Below are 17660 nucleotides of genomic sequence, written 5' to 3' on the forward strand. Positions count from 1 at the left end.
AAATATACATTTATATTTTTCTTATATATCCAAAATCTCATAGACAGAATTATTACTTCTGAATTCAGGTACAATGAATTTCAAAATCTTTACTACCTCTACTTTATCTTTCATTATAGAGGCATCTGTAACCAAGTCTATCAGACTCTCTATTTCTAAAAATTCCATGGCTGGATCCTTAGAGATCATAATCTTTTCATTATGAGTAGGAAGTGTTTTAGCATTGTCACTCAACAACTCTTCATATAGTTTTTCACCTGGCCGTAACCCAGTATATATAATTTTTATATCTATATTGGGTTCAAACCCTGATAGCTTAATCATTCTCCTTGCAAGATCCAGAATCTTAACAGGTTCCCCCATATCAAAGACAAAAATTTCACCTCCTTTTCCCATAGTTCCTGCATGAAGAACAAGTTCACAAGCTTCAGGAATTGTCATAAAATATCTTACAATATCAGGATGCGTAATCGTAACTGGTCCTCCAGCTTCAATTTGCTTTTTAAAATGTGGAATAACGGAACCGTTTGATCCTAAAACGTTACCAAACCTTGTTGTAATAAATTTTGTAGTATTTCCTTCAACGTGCTGTAAAGATTGAACGAATAATTCTGCAGCTCTTTTAGAAGCTCCCATAACATTAGTAGGATTTACCGCTTTATCTGTAGAAATCATTACAAACCTGTTTACTTTATAACGGCTTGATAAAACAGCAATATTCTTTGATCCTAACACATTCACACGAATTGCCTCATTAGGATTCTCTTCTACTAATGGTACGTGCTTATAAGCCGCAGCATGGTATACCATTGAAAAGTTATACGTCTGAAATATTGGCTCAACTCTATATATACTAGAGACATCCGCTAAAACAAATTTAAATCGTATGTGAGGAAATTTCTCCTTCACTTCAAGTTCAATGTCATAGAGAGGTGTTTCAGCTTGATCTAAAACAACGATCAATGCAGGATTAAATTGGGCAACTTGTCTTACAATTTCACTTCCAATAGAGCCTGCACCACCTGTTACCAATATATTTTTATTGAAGTGTCTGCTTCTAACTTCTTCGCTTTCGATTTTTATTGGTTTTCTATTAAGAAGGTCTTCAATCTGAAGATTTCTGATAGCCCCTCCTAAATCACTGTCTCTTAATTTCTGAACGGATGGCGCTTTGAAAATATTTAAGTCTTTTTCTAAAAATAAATTTACCCAGGAATTCATTTCATCTTTAGACATCATTTCCTTAACAATAATAACACCATCGATGATAAGGTCTTCTTTTGTTGTTTCCTCTATTCTTCTTTTCTCGTAAATAGGTTTCCCTAATAAAGAAGCTCTTTTGGAATCTTTTCTTTGAGTCAGAAAACCTACCACCTGATATGGCAGACTTGGGTTATCCAAAATAGCACGTGCTATAGCAATAGACTGTTCATCAATACCCAATACTAAAATTCTTTTTTTCAGAGCACTTCTTCTATATTCTCTGACAATATGAAAAAATTCTTTCACATATAATCTGAAGAGAAACAGCCCCATGAAAGAAATAACAAAATACAATACCAGAAATGGGGTTAATATAAATTTCCCACCCATAGTCCAGAAATAGGCCAAGTTTACTACACCTATAACTGTCATAGTACAGAAACATGATATCAGCAATTTAAAAAGGTCAATAAAGGTAGAATGCCTTATAATTCCTGCATAGGTTTTGAAAAAATACATGAAAATTGTATTTATCAAAATAATAAAAGCAAAGACCACGCTTTTATCCTCATGATAAATAAATTCTTTTTGGGTAATTTTTTCAATGGTATAAGTAGAAAGAAATAGAGACATAACCAAGATGATAATATCTATTACAAGTATTATCCATCTAGGTAGATATCTAACGTCTGAGAGATTGACAACATTATCACCTCCGAATATTTTTTTTCTAAAAGAGCTGTACATTGTCTGTATTTGTGTTCATATTTAAATGGGTTACCCCTAGTTTTTATTAATAACAATTCTTAAGTTTGGATGCAAAAATAAAATAAAATTTCATCTACACTTAAATTAAAAAAAACAAATTTAGTGAATTTCATTTTGTAAAACGTTAGAAATTCTAGCTCTGCAATCATCTGTTAAATTAGTTCCCGACGGTAGGCACAGTCCTGTATCAAAAAGTATACCAGATAAATTATTTCCAAAAAACTTATATCCTTTATACAGTGGCTGAAGATGCATAGGCTTCCATAGGAATCTGGTTTCTATATTATTCTGTGAAAATTTTTTCTTTAATTTTTCTTTTAAAAGATTATTTTTCAGAATAACAGTATTGAGCCAATAATTAGAATAAAAGTCACTATTTGGTGCAGAAAACAGTTCAAAATTAGTATTATTCTTCACTGCCTGTTGATAAAAATCATGGTTTTTTCTCCGTTGCTCTATTTTTTCCTCAAGTGTTTCCAATTGTCCTCTACCTATTCCCGCTGCAATATTATCCATTCTGTAATTATATCCTATTTCAGAATGACTGTAAAATTCTTCGTTGTCCTTAGCCTGTGTAGCTAGGAAAAGAGTTCTATTTTTAGCAGCAGCGTTTCGGGATATTAAAATCCCGCCTCCTGCAGTAGTAATAATTTTGTTTCCATTAAAACTTATAATGGAAAGGTCTCCAAAAGTTCCACACAGCCTGCCTTTATATTTACTGCCTAGTGCTTCTGCACTATCTTCAATAACAGGAATTTCATACTTTCTGGAAATCTGGAGTATTTCTTCCACCTTAAAAGGCATTCCATATAAAGATACTGTAATAATAGCTTTAGGTTTTTTACCCTTTTGGATAGCATATTTTATTGCTTCCTCTAGCATATCCGGACACATATTCCATGTCTGGCTTTCACTATCTACAAATACAGGAACAGCTTTTAAATAAAGAATAGGATTAGCAGTAGCTACAAAGGTAAAAGACTGACAAATTACAAAATCTCCTTCTTCAACATTTAGTAACCGTAATGCCAGATGAATAGCAGCAGTTCCGGAAGATAAAGCTGTGACATAAGAATTGTTTCCTAAATAATTTTCCAGACTTTTCTCAAATTCATCTATATTGGAGCCGTATTGGGAGATCCAGTTGGTATCAAATGCATTCTGTATGTATTTAAGTTCATTTCCTCCCATATGCGGAGGCGACAGCCAAATCTTTTCTTTTTTCACTTATCTGCTTATGTTTCGTCAAAAGTATCAATTATTTTCTCATATTCAAAACCTCTACTCATCAAATATTTTATCGTTTTCGATTTTCTTTGATATTCTTTTTGGTCTTTTTGCCTGGAATAATAATCTTCAAAAATTTTTCTGATGGTCTTTTCGTAATCTGCTTCATCTATTTCATCAAAGCATTTGCTGATAAGCTTTTCAGAAATCTGTTTTTGCTTGAGATTCATTTTTATTTTACCTTTTCCCCAATGCTTTATATAGAATTTTCCTCTGATATAGCTTCTGGTAAACCGTTCCTCATTTAAATAATTCTCTTTGAGAAGATAAAGCATAATTTCATCCTTTGCTTCGGGAATCAGCATAAATTCCTTCATTTTTTGCTCAACCTCAGCATGGCAGCGATCCTGATAAACACAATAATTTACCAGTTTCAGCTTAATCTCATCAAAAGTGAATGACTTCTTATCCATATCGATAAAAAAAGAATGAGCTATTGCCCATTCTTTATATTTTCTGTTGCAATAAATATTAGTAGTTAAATAATGCTTTACCTTCCATTAATTCATTAACCTTCTTTCTTACAGAAGTAAGGACTTCTTCATTTTTGATATTGTCTACAACATCAGAAATCAATCCTGCAATGGTATCCATATCCTGTTCTTTCAATCCTCTGGTGGTAATAGCAGCAGTACCTAATCTGATTCCTGAAGTAGTGAATGGAGATTTGTCATCGAAAGGAACCATATTTTTATTACATGTAATATCTGCCAAGACCAAAGCTTTTTCGGTTTCTTTTCCGTTTACACCTTTATTTCTAAGGTCTACAAGCATTAAGTGATTGTCTGTACCTCCGCTTACAATATCAAATCCTCTGTCAGTCATTGCTTTTGACAATGCCTGAGCATTTGACTTCACCTGCTTGGCATAGGTTTCAAACTTTCCGTCTAATGCTTCTCCGAAAGCTACTGCTTTACCGGCAATAACATGCTCAAGAGGACCTCCCTGAATTCCTGGGAATACAGCTCCGTCAAGCACCTGGCTCATCATTTTGGTTTCTCCTTTTGGAGTTTTATGTCCGTAGGTATTTTCAAAATCTTTACCCATCATGATCATACCTCCTCTTGGACCTCTCAGTGTTTTGTGAGTGGTAGTGGTTACAACATGACAGTGTTCGAATGGAGAATTCAATAATCCTTTCGCAACTAATCCTGCCGGGTGAGCAATATCAGCCCAAAGTGTTGCTCCTATTTCGTCAGCAACCTCTCTGAATTTTGCATAATCCAAATCTCTTGAATATGCTGAGAAACCTGCAATAAGCATTTTCGGTCTTTCTCTTAAAGCTACTTCTCTCATTTGGTCATAATCGATCAGACCGGTTTCCTGCTGTACTCCGTAAGAAACCACCTGATATTGGATTCCTGAGAAGTTAACTGCAGAACCATGAGTAAGGTGCCCTCCCATTGAAAGGTCCATTCCCATTATTTTATCACCGGCCTTCAAAACTGCAAGATAAATAGCCGCATTAGCCTGAGAACCGGAATGTGGCTGCACATTCACATAATCAACTCCGAAAAGTTCTTTTGCTCTGTTGATGGCTAATGTTTCAACCTCGTCTACTACCTCACATCCTCCATAGTATCTTTTTCCTGGGTAGCCTTCCGCATATTTATTCGTCAATACGCTTCCCATCGCTTTCATTACATTTTCAGAAACAAAGTTTTCTGATGCAATAAGCTCCAATCCGTGAGTTTGTCTTTGTCTTTCTTTTTCAATAAGGTCAAAAATAATATCCATTTACTTTTAGTTTTGAGATTTTCCTCCCCAAATGTACGGAATTTCCCTCTAGATTTTGGCATCCCAAAATATGATTTTTGGAATTAAAATTATAAGCGTTCTATAATTTAAAAGTCTGCATCTACCAGTTCTTTGTTGACCATAGCTCCTGTAAAATTGCCCTGAGAGACCGCATTTGCTACAGAACGCATCATTGTAACATTATCTCCACAGGCATACACTCCATAGACATTCGTCTTTTGAAAAAGATCGATTTTAATAAATCCCTGTTCCGTCAGCTCGTATCCTAAATCTTCAGCATCCTTCAGGTTTTGTTCAAAAGGTATTTTAGCATACAGTACTTTTAAAGAAAATTCTTTTCCATTTTTAAAAACTATTGTACGGATATTTCCATTCTCATGCTCTATTTTTTCAATTTCATCTTCATTAATATGAATTTGATGCTGATCTAATTTTCCGATCTGCTCTTTTGTAAAAGTAGATTTCCCGTTGGTAAAAAGGGTAATTTCTTTAGTCCAGTTGATGATCATTTTTGAAAATTCATAGGCAATATCTCCATTGGCTAAAATTCCTGTCTTTTCATTTTTTACTTCGTAACCGTGGCAATACGGGCAGTGAAGAACAGAAATCCCCCAGCAATCCGTAAATCCCGGAATGTCCGGATGCATATCTTTAACTCCGGTGGCAATAATTAATTTTTTAGCGTTAAACTTTTCCCCTGAATCAGTTTCAACTTCAAACCCACCAGAAATTTTATTAGTTTTTACAACGGTTCCGTCGTGTAATTTTACCGTTTCATATTTTAAAACCTGTTCTTTTGCTATCGTATTGATCCTATTTGGACTTTCTCCGTCATGCGTCAAAAAATTATGAGAATGCGGAGTTTGCCTGTTGCAGGGTTTTCCATTGTCGATGATAAGGGCATTTCGCAGCGATCTTCCTAAAGACATCCCTGCTGATAAACCTGCGTAGCTCCCTCCTACTATAATGACATCAAAATTGTTTTCCATAGTTGTTTGGTTGTTGGTCACGCAAAGGTAAGTAAATCTTCATTAATGCAATTAAGTTGCAATAATGTTTTTTATAAATATTTCCATACAGTAAGAAAAAACACAAAACAAAACAGCTAATGATGGCTTTTTACAACCATAAAATCTATCTCAGAGATATAAACAAAAAATCCCGAAAAATTCGGGATTCCAGTTTAAAACTTATAATGATCGTTTATTATTTTGTCTTTTCTTTAAGCTCTTCTTTATCTTTATCAGAAGGATTCCATACTTTCACATTGGCATCTTTTGTAATTCCTGATAAGATCTGTACATTGATTCCATCACTGGCACCCAATGTTACGTAAGTTTTCTTAAATTTCCCGTCTGCCTGCTTCACTTCAACAAAAGGTTTGTCTTTTCCGTTGCTCTTTTCATATTGAATAAGCGACTCGTCTAATAACAATGCATTTTTCTGAGAGCTTAATACAATTTCCCCGTTTGCAGAGAAACCAGCTCTGATGTATTCGTTGTTAGGATTTTGTACATCACCTTCAACCGGGAATTTTATAGTTCCGTTGGTATCTTTTCCTTTTGGAGCGATCATCGTCAGTTTTCCCGGGAAACTTTTATTCTGTAAAGCCCCGATTACGATCTTCATATCCATTCCCTGTTTTAGTTTCCCCGCTTGTGCTTCATCAATATCTCCCTGAAAGATCAAAGAGCTAAGATCTGCAATAGAACAGATGGTTGTTCCGGCATTGAATGAGTTGGCTTCAATTACCTGACTTCCTACTTTTACAGGAACTTCAAGCACCGTCCCTGCCGCTTTAGAACGGATCTGGGTTGTTGCTAAGCCTTGCAATTCCGGAGTTGCTCCTGTTTTTACAATCTGTAGTCTTTTTTGAGCAGTCTGCAACTGTTGATTAGCATTTTTCACCGCCTGCTGCATAGAATACAGATCCTGTTGTGAAGTAAGGTATTCCTGTTTGGAAATTACTCCCTGCTTATATAGTCTTTCCTGCATAGCAAACTGCTTCTGCTTATTGTCTACATTCATTTTTGCATTACTGATCTGCAATTGAGAATTCATAACCTCCTGCTGTGCATTATTTACATCAGCAATATTCGGGATAATTCTTACGGTAGCAATCAGCTGTCCGGCAGTTACTTTATCTCCTTCATCTACCAAAATCTTTTCGATAATCCCGGCAATATTGGGTTTGATTTCAATTTCTTCTTTTGGAACGATTTTTCCGGTCGCCATGACTTTATCATCCATGTTCTGGATGGTAGGTTTACGGGTAAGGAAATTTTCGCTCTGCTTCGTATTGGACTTTATGAGGTACCCAATTCCTGAGAACAACGCCACTGCAAATACAAGCCCCAACACTATATAAATGGCTTTCTTCCAAGTGAATTTCTTTTTCATATATCTAGTTTATTTTTTAATATTGAATTAATTTGTCTTTATTAATACTTTTATGTTTGGCCAGTTTTTCAAAAGCCGGAGCCAGGTCTTCTTTCTTATTAATAAAAAGAATGATGATCATCCTGTTTTTGGAATCTATAAAACTTATATTCTGTATAGACTGGTTATATTGTATTCCTTTAATCTCCGGGAAAACCTTTTTCAATTCGTCCAGATTTTCTTTTTGGTTCTTATCCAGCAGCATTATGAAAGAGGAATCAGCTTCCTGCAATTTTGAGCTTTGTGAAATATTTTTCATCGGACTCGAAACACGTACATTGTTGGCACTGAAATACGTGAAAAGAGCATCAAATATATAATTCCCATCCAATTCTTCCGTATACAGATTCAAGGTATTGAAATTAGGTGCATATTCATAAAGCGAATCAGGAAAAGTCTGTTCAAACTTTTTAATCGCGTCATCAATAAAATCCTTGTCAATTGCCTTATTTTCCTCCAAATATTTTTCAGTTAAAGGATAAATCGCCTTTGCAAAGAGCGCAATGGTAGGATTATTATACCATTCCTGTTTATCCAGAACCCCTTTGTTTAACACTTTATATGCATATCCGTTGCCCAGTGCTGTTGCCATTGCTTCATTAAAATAAGAATAGGCCAGCTTCGCATATCTTGATTTATTTTGTTTAAAGTAAGCCTCCTGTTCTTCCTGAACTTCTCTACTCTGCTCGTTGTATAAAATATGACACATCTCGTGCATCGTTACTCCCAACGTTCCTACTGTATCATTGGAATCTGTCATACTTCCTACACACAGGGCATTTCCATGAGGTGTTGCTGTAGTATTCCCATTTTTCCCGGGGATAGGATACAGCGTCACATAAAACGGAATATGCTGATCCCAGGACGATTTATAAAAGTGATTAAACTTTAAAAACAGTTCTGAACTAACGTCATTATATTTTTTAAGATCATCAATCTGTTTTTTAATCTTTGACTCATTCTCATTCCATACAAACTGTCTGAAATAAGGCTGTGCATTTTTTAAAGTCTGATACACCTGCATTTGCTCATTAATGGGCAAAATCCCGGTTATTCTTTCATTAAAATCATCAAGATCTTTAGACTTCAGGGTATTTACGATAAGCAGTGTCAAATAACTTTTCATATACATCCTGCCTTTCGGATAGTCTTGTCTTGTTATGCTTTCATTAAAATCAATAGATTTAAAATCTCCAACCAATTTCTGAAAGTCTTTATCTCCTGATAGTTTTCCATCTATATATTTCTTGTATGTAGAAGAGGTTCCCGGCATTCTTGCTGCCGTTTCCATAAAATTAAAAAGGCTATAGACTTCACTTTCTTTAAAAATGAAAAAATCACTGTGCTGCGCGTAAACAGCTCCAAAACAGTAGATCATTATGAATAAAAAAAGCTTTTTCATCTCTGCCTTATTCTGTTCTCAATGCCTCAATCGGCCTGATCTTCACGGCTCTCTGCGCCGGAATCATTCCTATTAATAATCCTAAAATTACCATTACTGCCATCGCTCCAAATACATTCAGGTAGTTCACTGTCGGGTTGTAGAAAGGAAATGAATCCTGATTCTGTGTCACCATATTCAATATAATCAAAACAAAGATTCCCGACATGAATCCCAGCAGCCCCGAGGACAGTGTAATAACTACACTTTCCAACAAAATCTGGTTTCTTACCTCAGCAGGTTTCGCTCCTAAGGCTCTTCTGATCCCAATTTCTTTGGTTCTTTCTTTTACCGTAATCAATAAAATGTTTGAAATGGCGATAACTCCTGCGAGAATCGTTAACGTTCCCACGATAATGGTTAAAAGCTGCATTCCGGTTAGGAAACCTGTCAGTTTTTTAAATTCTTTTCCAAGATTGAAGCTTCCAAAAGCGTTTGTATCTTCCGGTGACACTTTATTTTTAGCCTTTAGGGCAAGTTTAACTCTTTCTTCGACATCATTGACATTGGCATTAGGCTTACTTACAATTGCGAACATATCAATCTTATCTCCTGCATTGTACATTTTGGTGTATGTAGAAAGTGGAATGAAAATAGTCTGATCATTTTCAAATCCGCCTCCTTTTTTCACCCTGAAAACGCCTATAACATTAAAAAAAAGACCTTTAACATTAATGGATTTTCCAATAGGATTTTCATTCTTTTTAGAATCAAAGAAGTTTTTATATACTTCTTCTCCAATAACGGCTACATTTTTATTTCCGGAAACATCCGCATCATTGATATATCTTCCAAAAATCAGTTTTTTCTCAGAAATTTTATTTCCAACAGGATAATCTCCCGTCAGAGAATAGGTTCCGTTTTTCCCATTTCTGGACATGATTTCTCCCGGTGTACCTGTAAAACTTCCTCTTGCATTTTGCGGAGAGATATAATCAATTTCTGAAATTTTGTTTTTAAGCATCTGAATATCGGGAAGGGTAAGATCCAGCTTTCTTCCTTTCGGGAAACCTTCATAAGGAATGTTTGTGTTTTGCGCCCAAAGAAAAATTGAATTTGTTGCAAATCCTGAGAACACTTTATCAAAACCATTCTCCATCCCTTTTGCTGCTCCCAAGAGACTCACGTATAAAAACATCCCCCAACCCACACCAATCATGGTAAGGAATGTTCGAAGCTTATTATTCCGCAACGAATAATAAATCTCCTGCCAAGTATCTTTTTTAAATAAAATATTCACTTTCTTGAGTTATGAGTTATATGATGATCTGTAAAAGGATACATCTGTTGATTGATCTTTGAATCTCCTTATTTTCAAATTTTCTTTGTTACTATTCGCAGCTGTTATTCTGTTCTTAATGCTTCGATAGGTTTAATCTTTGAAGCTCTGTATGCCGGAACAAATCCTGCAATAAGACCGGATAAAACCAAAGCAATAAAGGCCATAATAATAGTTCCCCAGCCCACACTCGGACTTTTGATAAAATATTCTTCCAGATTATCTCCAATTAAATTTAAAGCCAATACTCCAATTCCTACTCCTACAAAACCTGAAATTACCGTAATGACGACACTCTCCTGGACAATTAAGGCAACGATACTTCCGGGTTTTGCACCGATAGCTTTTCGTACACCAATTTCTTTGGTCCTTTCTTTTACGATATACACCATAATATTGCTGATCCCAATAATTCCTGCCAGTAAAGTTCCAAGACCGATAAAGGTTACAATAGCGGTAATCACCGCCATAAACATAAATGTATCATTCATATTTTTGGCGTTGTTCCATACCCGCACTCCATTTTCATCATCAGGAGATACACTTTTTCTGGATTTCAGTTTATCTTTTAATTCATCACCATATTTTATGGCTGCTGCCGGAGTCAGTTTATCATTATAAGCAATGAATATTGTACTCACGGTATCAGAACCTTTTTTCATCTGCTGCAGCGTGGTAATAGGAACAGTAATATGCCTTTCGTCAGAATCCCCACCATCATCAGAGAAAACTCCCACAATTTTAAACATCGTTCCATTGATATCCAGCTCTTTTCCGACAGGGCTTCCGTTCTTAATCAAATCCCGCTGTACCATTCTTCCGATAACGGCAACATTCTGCTTTCTTTCAAGGTCCATCGGACTTAGGTAACGACCTTCCAGCATTTTTCTGTTTTCAGTAAACTGCTCTTGTGGATCAGCACCATTTACCTGATAATTTCCGCTTTCTTTTCCATACTTAATCATTAAGCTGGATGAATATCTTGGAGTGGCATAGCCTACATTTTCTTTGTCTGTATTTACTAGGAAGTCGTAGTCATCATTATTCATGGTGATCTTTCTGTCAGACTGCAGTCCTTTGTAGGCCAGCGTAGTTTTTCCTGTATAAATGGAAATAAGGTTCTGGGCATCTCTGGTAAATCCTTCTGTAAAGGCATTTTGCAGCCCTGTCCCTATTCCGAAGAGAACGATGAAGATAAATAAACCTAAAGCCACCGTAAACCCCGAAAGTACCGTCCGCAATACATTACTGCGAATAGAACTGAATATTTCCTGCCAACGATCTAGGTCAAACATAGTTTTGTTTTTTTACTTTATAAAAAAGTCAATTAAATGGTGAATATTCTTCGAAGTCAATTCACTGCGCTGTCAATTTTTTCTTCTCTTGTTAAACTTCACTTCACCTGCCCAATACAATTCAGCATCATTGACTATCTTAATATTCCACTTAATAAAATGAAAGTTGTTTTTATTAATTTTCCTGTTTTTTCTAAATTCTCTCTTTCGATATACTTACATTCAATAGCTATATCAAAACATGAATCTAATTCTATTACCGAACCTCTTGCAATCTCAAAATATCTTTTTCTTTCGGTCTCGGATTTTCTTGAACAACCTTCTGTAATATTCAATACCACTGAAGTTGAAGCTCTTCTTATCTGATCTGTTAAATTAAATCTTTCATTATCCGGAAGTCTTGACAACATTTGATAACATTCAAACCTTAATTCCCTTGCCGATTTATAAACATCGAGTTTATAATGATTGAGATCTAAAAACATTTTTATCCTTTTTCAAATTTGTGATTTATTATATATGACGAACTATTCAATTTTTCACAAACTTAAAAATTCACTTGCGAAGCAAAATTGACCATTCATCATTCACGTTCTTACAACACAATCTGCTTGATAAACTCATCGCTTTCAATAATTCCGTCTTTTAAAATAACGTTTCTTTTGGTTTGCGCTGCAACGTCAGGTTCATGGGTAACCACAATAATGGTTTTCCCTTCGTTATTGATATCCTGAAGAAGCTTCATAATATCATGAGTTGTTTTGGAATCCAGTGCTCCCGTAGGCTCATCCGCCAGTACGATCTTAGGATCAGTAATCAAAGCTCTGGCAATAGCTACCCTTTGTTTTTGTCCTCCGGAAAGCTCATTAGGAAGGTGGGTTGCCCACTGGGCAAGGCCTACTTTTTCCAGATACTCCATAGCTTTTATGTTACGTTCTTTTCTGGGAACATTCTGATAATATAAAGGAAGAGCCACATTGTCCAAAGCAGTTTTGTAACCGATCAAATTAAAAGACTGGAAAATAAATCCCAAAAACTTACTTCTGTATTCGGCAGCTTTTATTTCAGACAGGTGCTCAATCGGAACGCCATCCAGCTCATAAGTTCCAGAATCTTTTTCATCCAGAATACCAATAATATTAAGGAGTGTAGACTTTCCGGAACCGGAACTTCCCATAATGGAAACAAACTCGCCTTCGGAAATATTAAGATTAATTCCTTTGAGAACGTGCAACTTGCTTTTTCCTGTGTCGTACGATTTATTTAAATCCTGAATTACTAACATTAAGTGATGTATGTTTTATACCCAATAAGTAGATGATATATTCAATTTGTTACAAGATTAGCAATTTATTCAAATAAATTATTGTTTAACTCATTATCCATTTATTAATAAGCTTTTACACAATCCTGTTTAACCGTAAGTTTACATTTTTATTCATTCTAGCCTTATAATTGTCCTTAAGCCATTATCAGCGCTACTTTCATGTAAATGTGGAAAACTTTTAGAGTTAAAACTCAACCAATTAGTATTTTCCCCTTTTTAAATCAGTTCTTTTTTTCGACCTTTGTGCTTCGCACGAAACAAAAAACAAAGACCCTTCTCCTGTGAAAAACTTTGAAATACAAGTTACGACAGATCAAGAAGTTGATTATTTTTTGAACGTTATCCACAGTCATGTAATTATTTTAATTTTAAAGACATTTTAATATGGGAATTTTTGATAAAAGAGTAAGCTATAAACCATTTGAATACCCTGAGGTTCTTCAATTTGTAGAGGCGATCAACAAATCGTTCTGGGTGCATTCGGAAGTGGACTTTACTGCAGATGTTCAGGATTTTCATTCGCAGTTAGAGCCGCACGAAAAAAATGCTGTGAAAAATGCATTGTTAGCCATTGCACAGATCGAGGTGTCTGTAAAGACATTCTGGGGAAACCTATACAACCACATGCCTAAACCTGAATTGAATGGCCTGGGTGCTACTTTTGCAGAATGTGAATTCCGTCATTCTGAAGCTTATTCCCGTCTGGTAGAAGTATTAGGATATAACGAAGAATTCTCTAATGTTATAGAAATTCCTGCTGTGAAAAAGAGAATTGATTTCTTAACAAACGTTTTGAAACACGCTAATTCTACCACTCCAAAAGAATATGTTTCTTCTCTTTTATTATTCAGCATCCTGATTGAAAATGTATCGCTTTTCTCACAATTTGCGATCATCCTTTCTTTCACAAGATTCAAAGGATATATGAAGAACGTTTCCAATATTATTGCATGGACTTCTATCGACGAGCAGATTCACGCGAATGGAGGAATCTATCTGATCAATAAAATCCGTGAAGAACAACCTGACCTGTTAACAGATTCTGATATTGAAGACATCTATACTTTGGTAGATCAGTCTATTGAATTGGAAGGTGAAATTATCGAATGGATCTTCGAATTAGGAGAGTTTAATTTCTTCACCAAAGAAGACCTGTTAAACTTCATGAAATACCGTGTTGACGACAGTTTAAAGAAAATCAATATGGATACGCGTTATAACATCACTCCAGAACAATATCGTCCAATGAAGTGGTTTGAAGAAGAAGTTTTCGCCAACTCTATGGATGATTTCTTTGCCAAAAGACCTGTGGATTACACGAAACACGATAAGAGTATTACTGCGAACGATTTGTTTTAACAATAAAGGCGCGAGCGAAGCAAGCGTCAAAGCAGATAGTATTAGCATTTTGTCATTCTGAATGAAGAATTTCATCTTAATATTCTTAAAACTTAAATTACCCTTAATGGGTAAAAATTTAAAATAGTAAGAAATAGTTAAGACTTCAAGATTATCAAGAGATTGCTTCGTTCCTTGCAATGACAAGCAGATTAAATATCAAAGCATAAATAATGATCAACGTAATCGTATCTTACACCGTTAAACCGGAATTTGTTACCGAAAATAAAGCCAATATCCAAAAGTTTCTGGATGATTTTAAAAATTTAGACCAGGAAACCTTTGAATATAAAGTGTATACAAAAGAAGATGGCGTTACATTTTTACATTACTCCAATTATATCAATGAGGAAGTACAACATGAGGTTTTGAATGTACCTTCTTTTAAGGAATTTCAAAAATTAAGAGACGAAAGCGGGCTGAACGGTTCCCACAAAGTAGAAATTTTACAATCAATATAAGCAATACAAAATTCCTGAGTTTTATAAAACCACCCGGGAATTCGAAAATATAACATCTATGGAAGAGCAAAATTCAAATATATGGTGGCTCAATGAAGAGTCTGAGCAAATGCTGAACAGAGGGTATCTGTTAAAAGGAGAAACTGTAGACGGAGCTATCGACAGAATCACCACTGCTGCTGCAAAAAAATTATACAAGCCTGAATTACAGCCGGCTTTCAAGGAAATGATCACAAAAGGATGGATCAGTTTTTCTTCTCCTGTCTGGGCCAATATGGGAACACAGAGAGGACTTCCGATCTCATGTTTCAACGTTCATATTCCGGACAGTATTGAAGGAATTACCCACAAAATGGGTGAGGTGATCATGCAGACAAAAATCGGCGGAGGAACTTCAGGGTATTTCGGAGAACTTCGTAACCGAGGAACTGCAGTAACCGATAATGGAAAATCTTCAGGAGCTGTATCTTTTATGAAACTGTTTGATACGGCAATGGATGTTGTTTCTCAGGGCGGAGTAAGAAGAGGTGCTTTTGCTGCTTATTTGGATATCGACCACGGTGATATTGAAGAATTTTTATCTATCAAAGATATCGGAAGTCCGATCCAGAACCTGTTCACAGGGATCTGCGTACCGGATTACTGGATGCAGGATATGATCGATGGCGACATGGACAAACGTAAAATCTGGGCGAGAGTACTGGAAAGCCGTCAGCAAAAAGGTCTTCCTTATATTTTCTTTACAGATAACGTTAACAGAAACAAGCCGCAGGTTTATAAGGATCTGGGAATGCCCGTAAATGCAAGTAACCTGTGTTCTGAAATCATGCTTCCTTCCACCAGAGAAGAATCTTTCATCTGCTGTCTGTCTTCCATGAATTTAGAATTGTATGATGAATGGAAAGATACGGACGCTGTAAAACTTGCCGTTTACTTCCTGGATGCTGTTTTAACTGAATTTATCGAAAAAACAGAAGGTAATTATTACCTGCAGGGAGCAAGAAACTTTGCTTTACGTCACAGAGCACTGGGCTTAGGAGTATTGGGATACCATTCTTATTTACAGAAAAACATGATCCCTTTTGAAAGTTTTGAGGCAACTCAGTTCAACGCAAGAGCTTTCAGACATATCAAAGAACAGGCAGAAACTGCTTCAAGAGAATTGGCCAATATCTATGGAGAACCTGAATTATTGAAAGGATACGGATTAAGAAATACCACGACTATGGCTATTGCTCCTACGACTTCAAGTTCAGCAATTCTGGGACAAACTTCTCCGGGAATCGAACCTTTTGCCTCTAACTATTATAAAGCGGGCTTAGCAAAAGGAAACTTTATGCGTAAGAACAAATATCTGGCAAAATTACTGGAAGAAAAAGGGTTGGATAACGAAGAAACCTGGAGAACAATTATGCTAAATCACGGTTCTGTTCAGCATTTAACGGAGCTTAGTGACGAAGAAAAAGCAGTATTTAAAACATTTAAAGAAATCTCTCCAATGGAGATCATTTCACAGGCTGCCCAAAGACAGCAGTATATTGACCAGGCGCAATCACTGAACTTACAGATTCCTTCTACAATGCCTGTAAAGGATGTAAACTACCTGTATATTGAAGCATGGAAAAAAGGAGTGAAAACTTTATATTATCAAAGAAGTTCTTCTGTCTCTAAAGAAATGATGGTCAATTTTGTGAGCTGCTCTGCTTGTGAAGCATAATAGATAGAAATAATAAACATCAATATATATTAAAGCACGCTTTTTCAGCGTGCTTTTTTTATGGTATAAAAATTTTTAATATAATTTTAATATTAGGGTACTAAAATCTATTTTCTCTTCATCCTCTATTAACACTGAAAATTTTCGACCTCCATTCCCTAAATAGTGAATCAAGTCACTGTAACACTGAACTTTAGCTATTTTTTGGAACAATTTTTACATATATTTGCTTAAAATTTATCATATACAATAATATTTAACAGAATATCAATCAATAATAAAATATGCAGCAAATGATCAAAATAGTAAATCATAAAGTGTATGATTTCTATTTAAAAACAGATGTAAAGTGAATATTTTTTAAAAAAACACAAGAAAATTAAATATTAAATATTTATAAGCAAAATCAATAAATAAGTTAAAATAATACATTTTGTAATTCAAGTAAAAAATTCAAACATTAATAAAAATGAATAGTAAAACAAATGGATAACAAAATGTATGAATAGAGCCCAAAAACACAAAAAACACACCTACACAAATCACTAAACGATGAATTTAAATTCAATAAGAGATAAAAATTTAAATTAATCATAAACAAATATCAATTTATAATATAAAATACACAAATTAATCAAATTAAACAATTAATTTTCTATTGGCAAGAAGTTTGCTAATAGTACAAACACACAAAAAAATTATTTCGAAAATGTACAAAATTATTACAGCAATGCTAGTAATGGCTTTCTGCTCCATGAATGCACAAGTGGGTATTAACACATCTTCACCAGACGTAAGTTCTGCTTTAGATGTTACCAGTACTTCTAAAGGAGTTTTACTTCCAAGAATAAGCAATCTTTCATCGGTTACTAATCCTGCAACAGGGCTGGTTATTTTTGATACCAACAAGAAATGTATCAGCCAGAATGTAGGAACTCCTGCAGCTCCGGACTGGGCATGCCTTTCTCCCAATGCTACCAGGTTTTTCTATATGCCGAGTATAGTATTTGACACGACAACGACTGGAACAGGACAGACAAAGGATCTATACACTTTGTATAAAAATCAGTTTTCGAATGTACCGACTAATGCAAGAAGCGCATCTGCTCCGGCTACAATTCCGTTTTTCCCGAATGCAACAGATCTTTATTACTATGTAACAGGCTATGACACTACTGTTTTCAAAATAAACAGCATCAGCAGTACAGGTGTATTAAATTATGATGTCTTATCGAATGCTACTTCAGCCTCTTTCATCAACATCGTATTTGTCGTAAAATAAACTGC

Annotated in this window: 15 protein-coding genes; 4 read left to right on the top strand and 11 right to left on the bottom strand. The window is 35.2% G+C overall.

Annotated elements, in window-relative coordinates; translation table 11 throughout:
- Positions 1-21: 21 nt before the first annotated feature.
- The 11 genes from SB679_RS12810 to SB679_RS12860 form a co-directional block, all read right to left on the bottom strand.
- Positions 22-1950: a polysaccharide biosynthesis protein gene (locus tag SB679_RS12810; protein WP_410702714.1), complete on the bottom strand. Its 1929-nt coding sequence runs from the start codon at positions 1948-1950 to the stop codon at positions 22-24.
- A 120-nt stretch (positions 1951-2070) separates the two neighbouring features.
- The gene (locus tag SB679_RS12815; RefSeq protein ID WP_410702715.1) at positions 2071-3198 is read right to left on the bottom strand and encodes a DegT/DnrJ/EryC1/StrS family aminotransferase; all 1128 of its coding nucleotides are present in this window, start codon (positions 3196-3198) and stop codon (positions 2071-2073) included.
- A gap of 8 nt (positions 3199-3206) precedes the next feature.
- The gene (locus tag SB679_RS12820) at positions 3207-3671 is read right to left on the bottom strand and encodes a regulatory protein RecX (protein WP_410702716.1); all 465 of its coding nucleotides are present in this window, start codon (positions 3669-3671) and stop codon (positions 3207-3209) included.
- Between the two features lie 58 nt (positions 3672-3729).
- Complete coding sequence (gene glyA / locus SB679_RS12825; protein WP_410702717.1) at positions 3730-4995, bottom strand: serine hydroxymethyltransferase; 1266 nt, start codon at positions 4993-4995, stop codon at positions 3730-3732.
- 107 nt (positions 4996-5102) lie between these two features.
- The gene (locus tag SB679_RS12830; RefSeq protein ID WP_410702718.1) at positions 5103-6005 is read right to left on the bottom strand and encodes an NAD(P)/FAD-dependent oxidoreductase; all 903 of its coding nucleotides are present in this window, start codon (positions 6003-6005) and stop codon (positions 5103-5105) included.
- A gap of 217 nt (positions 6006-6222) precedes the next feature.
- Complete coding sequence (locus SB679_RS12835) at positions 6223-7416, bottom strand: efflux RND transporter periplasmic adaptor subunit (protein ID WP_410702719.1); 1194 nt, start codon at positions 7414-7416, stop codon at positions 6223-6225.
- A 16-nt stretch (positions 7417-7432) separates the two neighbouring features.
- Positions 7433-8857, bottom strand: a complete 1425-nt coding sequence (locus tag SB679_RS12840) for a hypothetical protein (protein ID WP_410702720.1) — start codon at positions 8855-8857, stop codon at positions 7433-7435.
- 7 nt (positions 8858-8864) lie between these two features.
- The gene (locus tag SB679_RS12845; protein WP_034710019.1) at positions 8865-10136 is read right to left on the bottom strand and encodes an ABC transporter permease; all 1272 of its coding nucleotides are present in this window, start codon (positions 10134-10136) and stop codon (positions 8865-8867) included.
- A 104-nt stretch (positions 10137-10240) separates the two neighbouring features.
- A complete protein-coding gene (locus SB679_RS12850; protein ID WP_410702721.1) occupies positions 10241-11470 on the bottom strand; it encodes an ABC transporter permease in 1230 nt (409 codons plus the stop codon).
- A gap of 134 nt (positions 11471-11604) precedes the next feature.
- A complete protein-coding gene (locus tag SB679_RS12855; RefSeq protein ID WP_410702722.1) occupies positions 11605-11955 on the bottom strand; it encodes a four helix bundle protein in 351 nt (116 codons plus the stop codon).
- Positions 11956-12065: 110 nt separating this feature from the next.
- Positions 12066-12755 carry an ABC transporter ATP-binding protein gene (locus tag SB679_RS12860; RefSeq protein WP_410702723.1) on the bottom strand — a complete coding sequence of 230 codons (690 nt, stop codon included), beginning with the start codon at positions 12753-12755 and terminating at the stop codon, positions 12066-12068.
- A gap of 426 nt (positions 12756-13181) precedes the next feature.
- On the opposite strand from SB679_RS12860, the gene SB679_RS12865 reads away from it, so the two are divergent.
- The 4 genes from SB679_RS12865 (at position 13182) to SB679_RS12880 (ending at position 17655) form a co-directional block, all read left to right on the top strand.
- Entirely contained in the window at positions 13182-14156 is a 975-nt protein-coding gene (locus tag SB679_RS12865; protein WP_034710015.1) for a ribonucleotide-diphosphate reductase subunit beta, read from the top strand.
- A gap of 212 nt (positions 14157-14368) precedes the next feature.
- Entirely contained in the window at positions 14369-14656 is a 288-nt protein-coding gene (locus tag SB679_RS12870) for a hypothetical protein (RefSeq protein WP_410702724.1), read from the top strand.
- A gap of 49 nt (positions 14657-14705) precedes the next feature.
- Positions 14706-16373, top strand: coding sequence for a ribonucleoside-diphosphate reductase subunit alpha (locus tag SB679_RS12875; RefSeq protein WP_262483657.1), 1668 nt, complete (start codon positions 14706-14708; stop codon positions 16371-16373).
- Positions 16374-17082: 709 nt separating this feature from the next.
- Positions 17083-17655, top strand: coding sequence for a hypothetical protein (locus SB679_RS12880; protein WP_410702725.1), 573 nt, complete (start codon positions 17083-17085; stop codon positions 17653-17655).
- Positions 17656-17660: the final 5 nt, after the last annotated feature.

This window comes from Chryseobacterium sp. SIMBA_029, from assembly GCF_046535275.1.
In the GTDB taxonomy this organism is placed as follows: Bacteria; Bacteroidota; Bacteroidia; order Flavobacteriales; family Weeksellaceae; genus Chryseobacterium.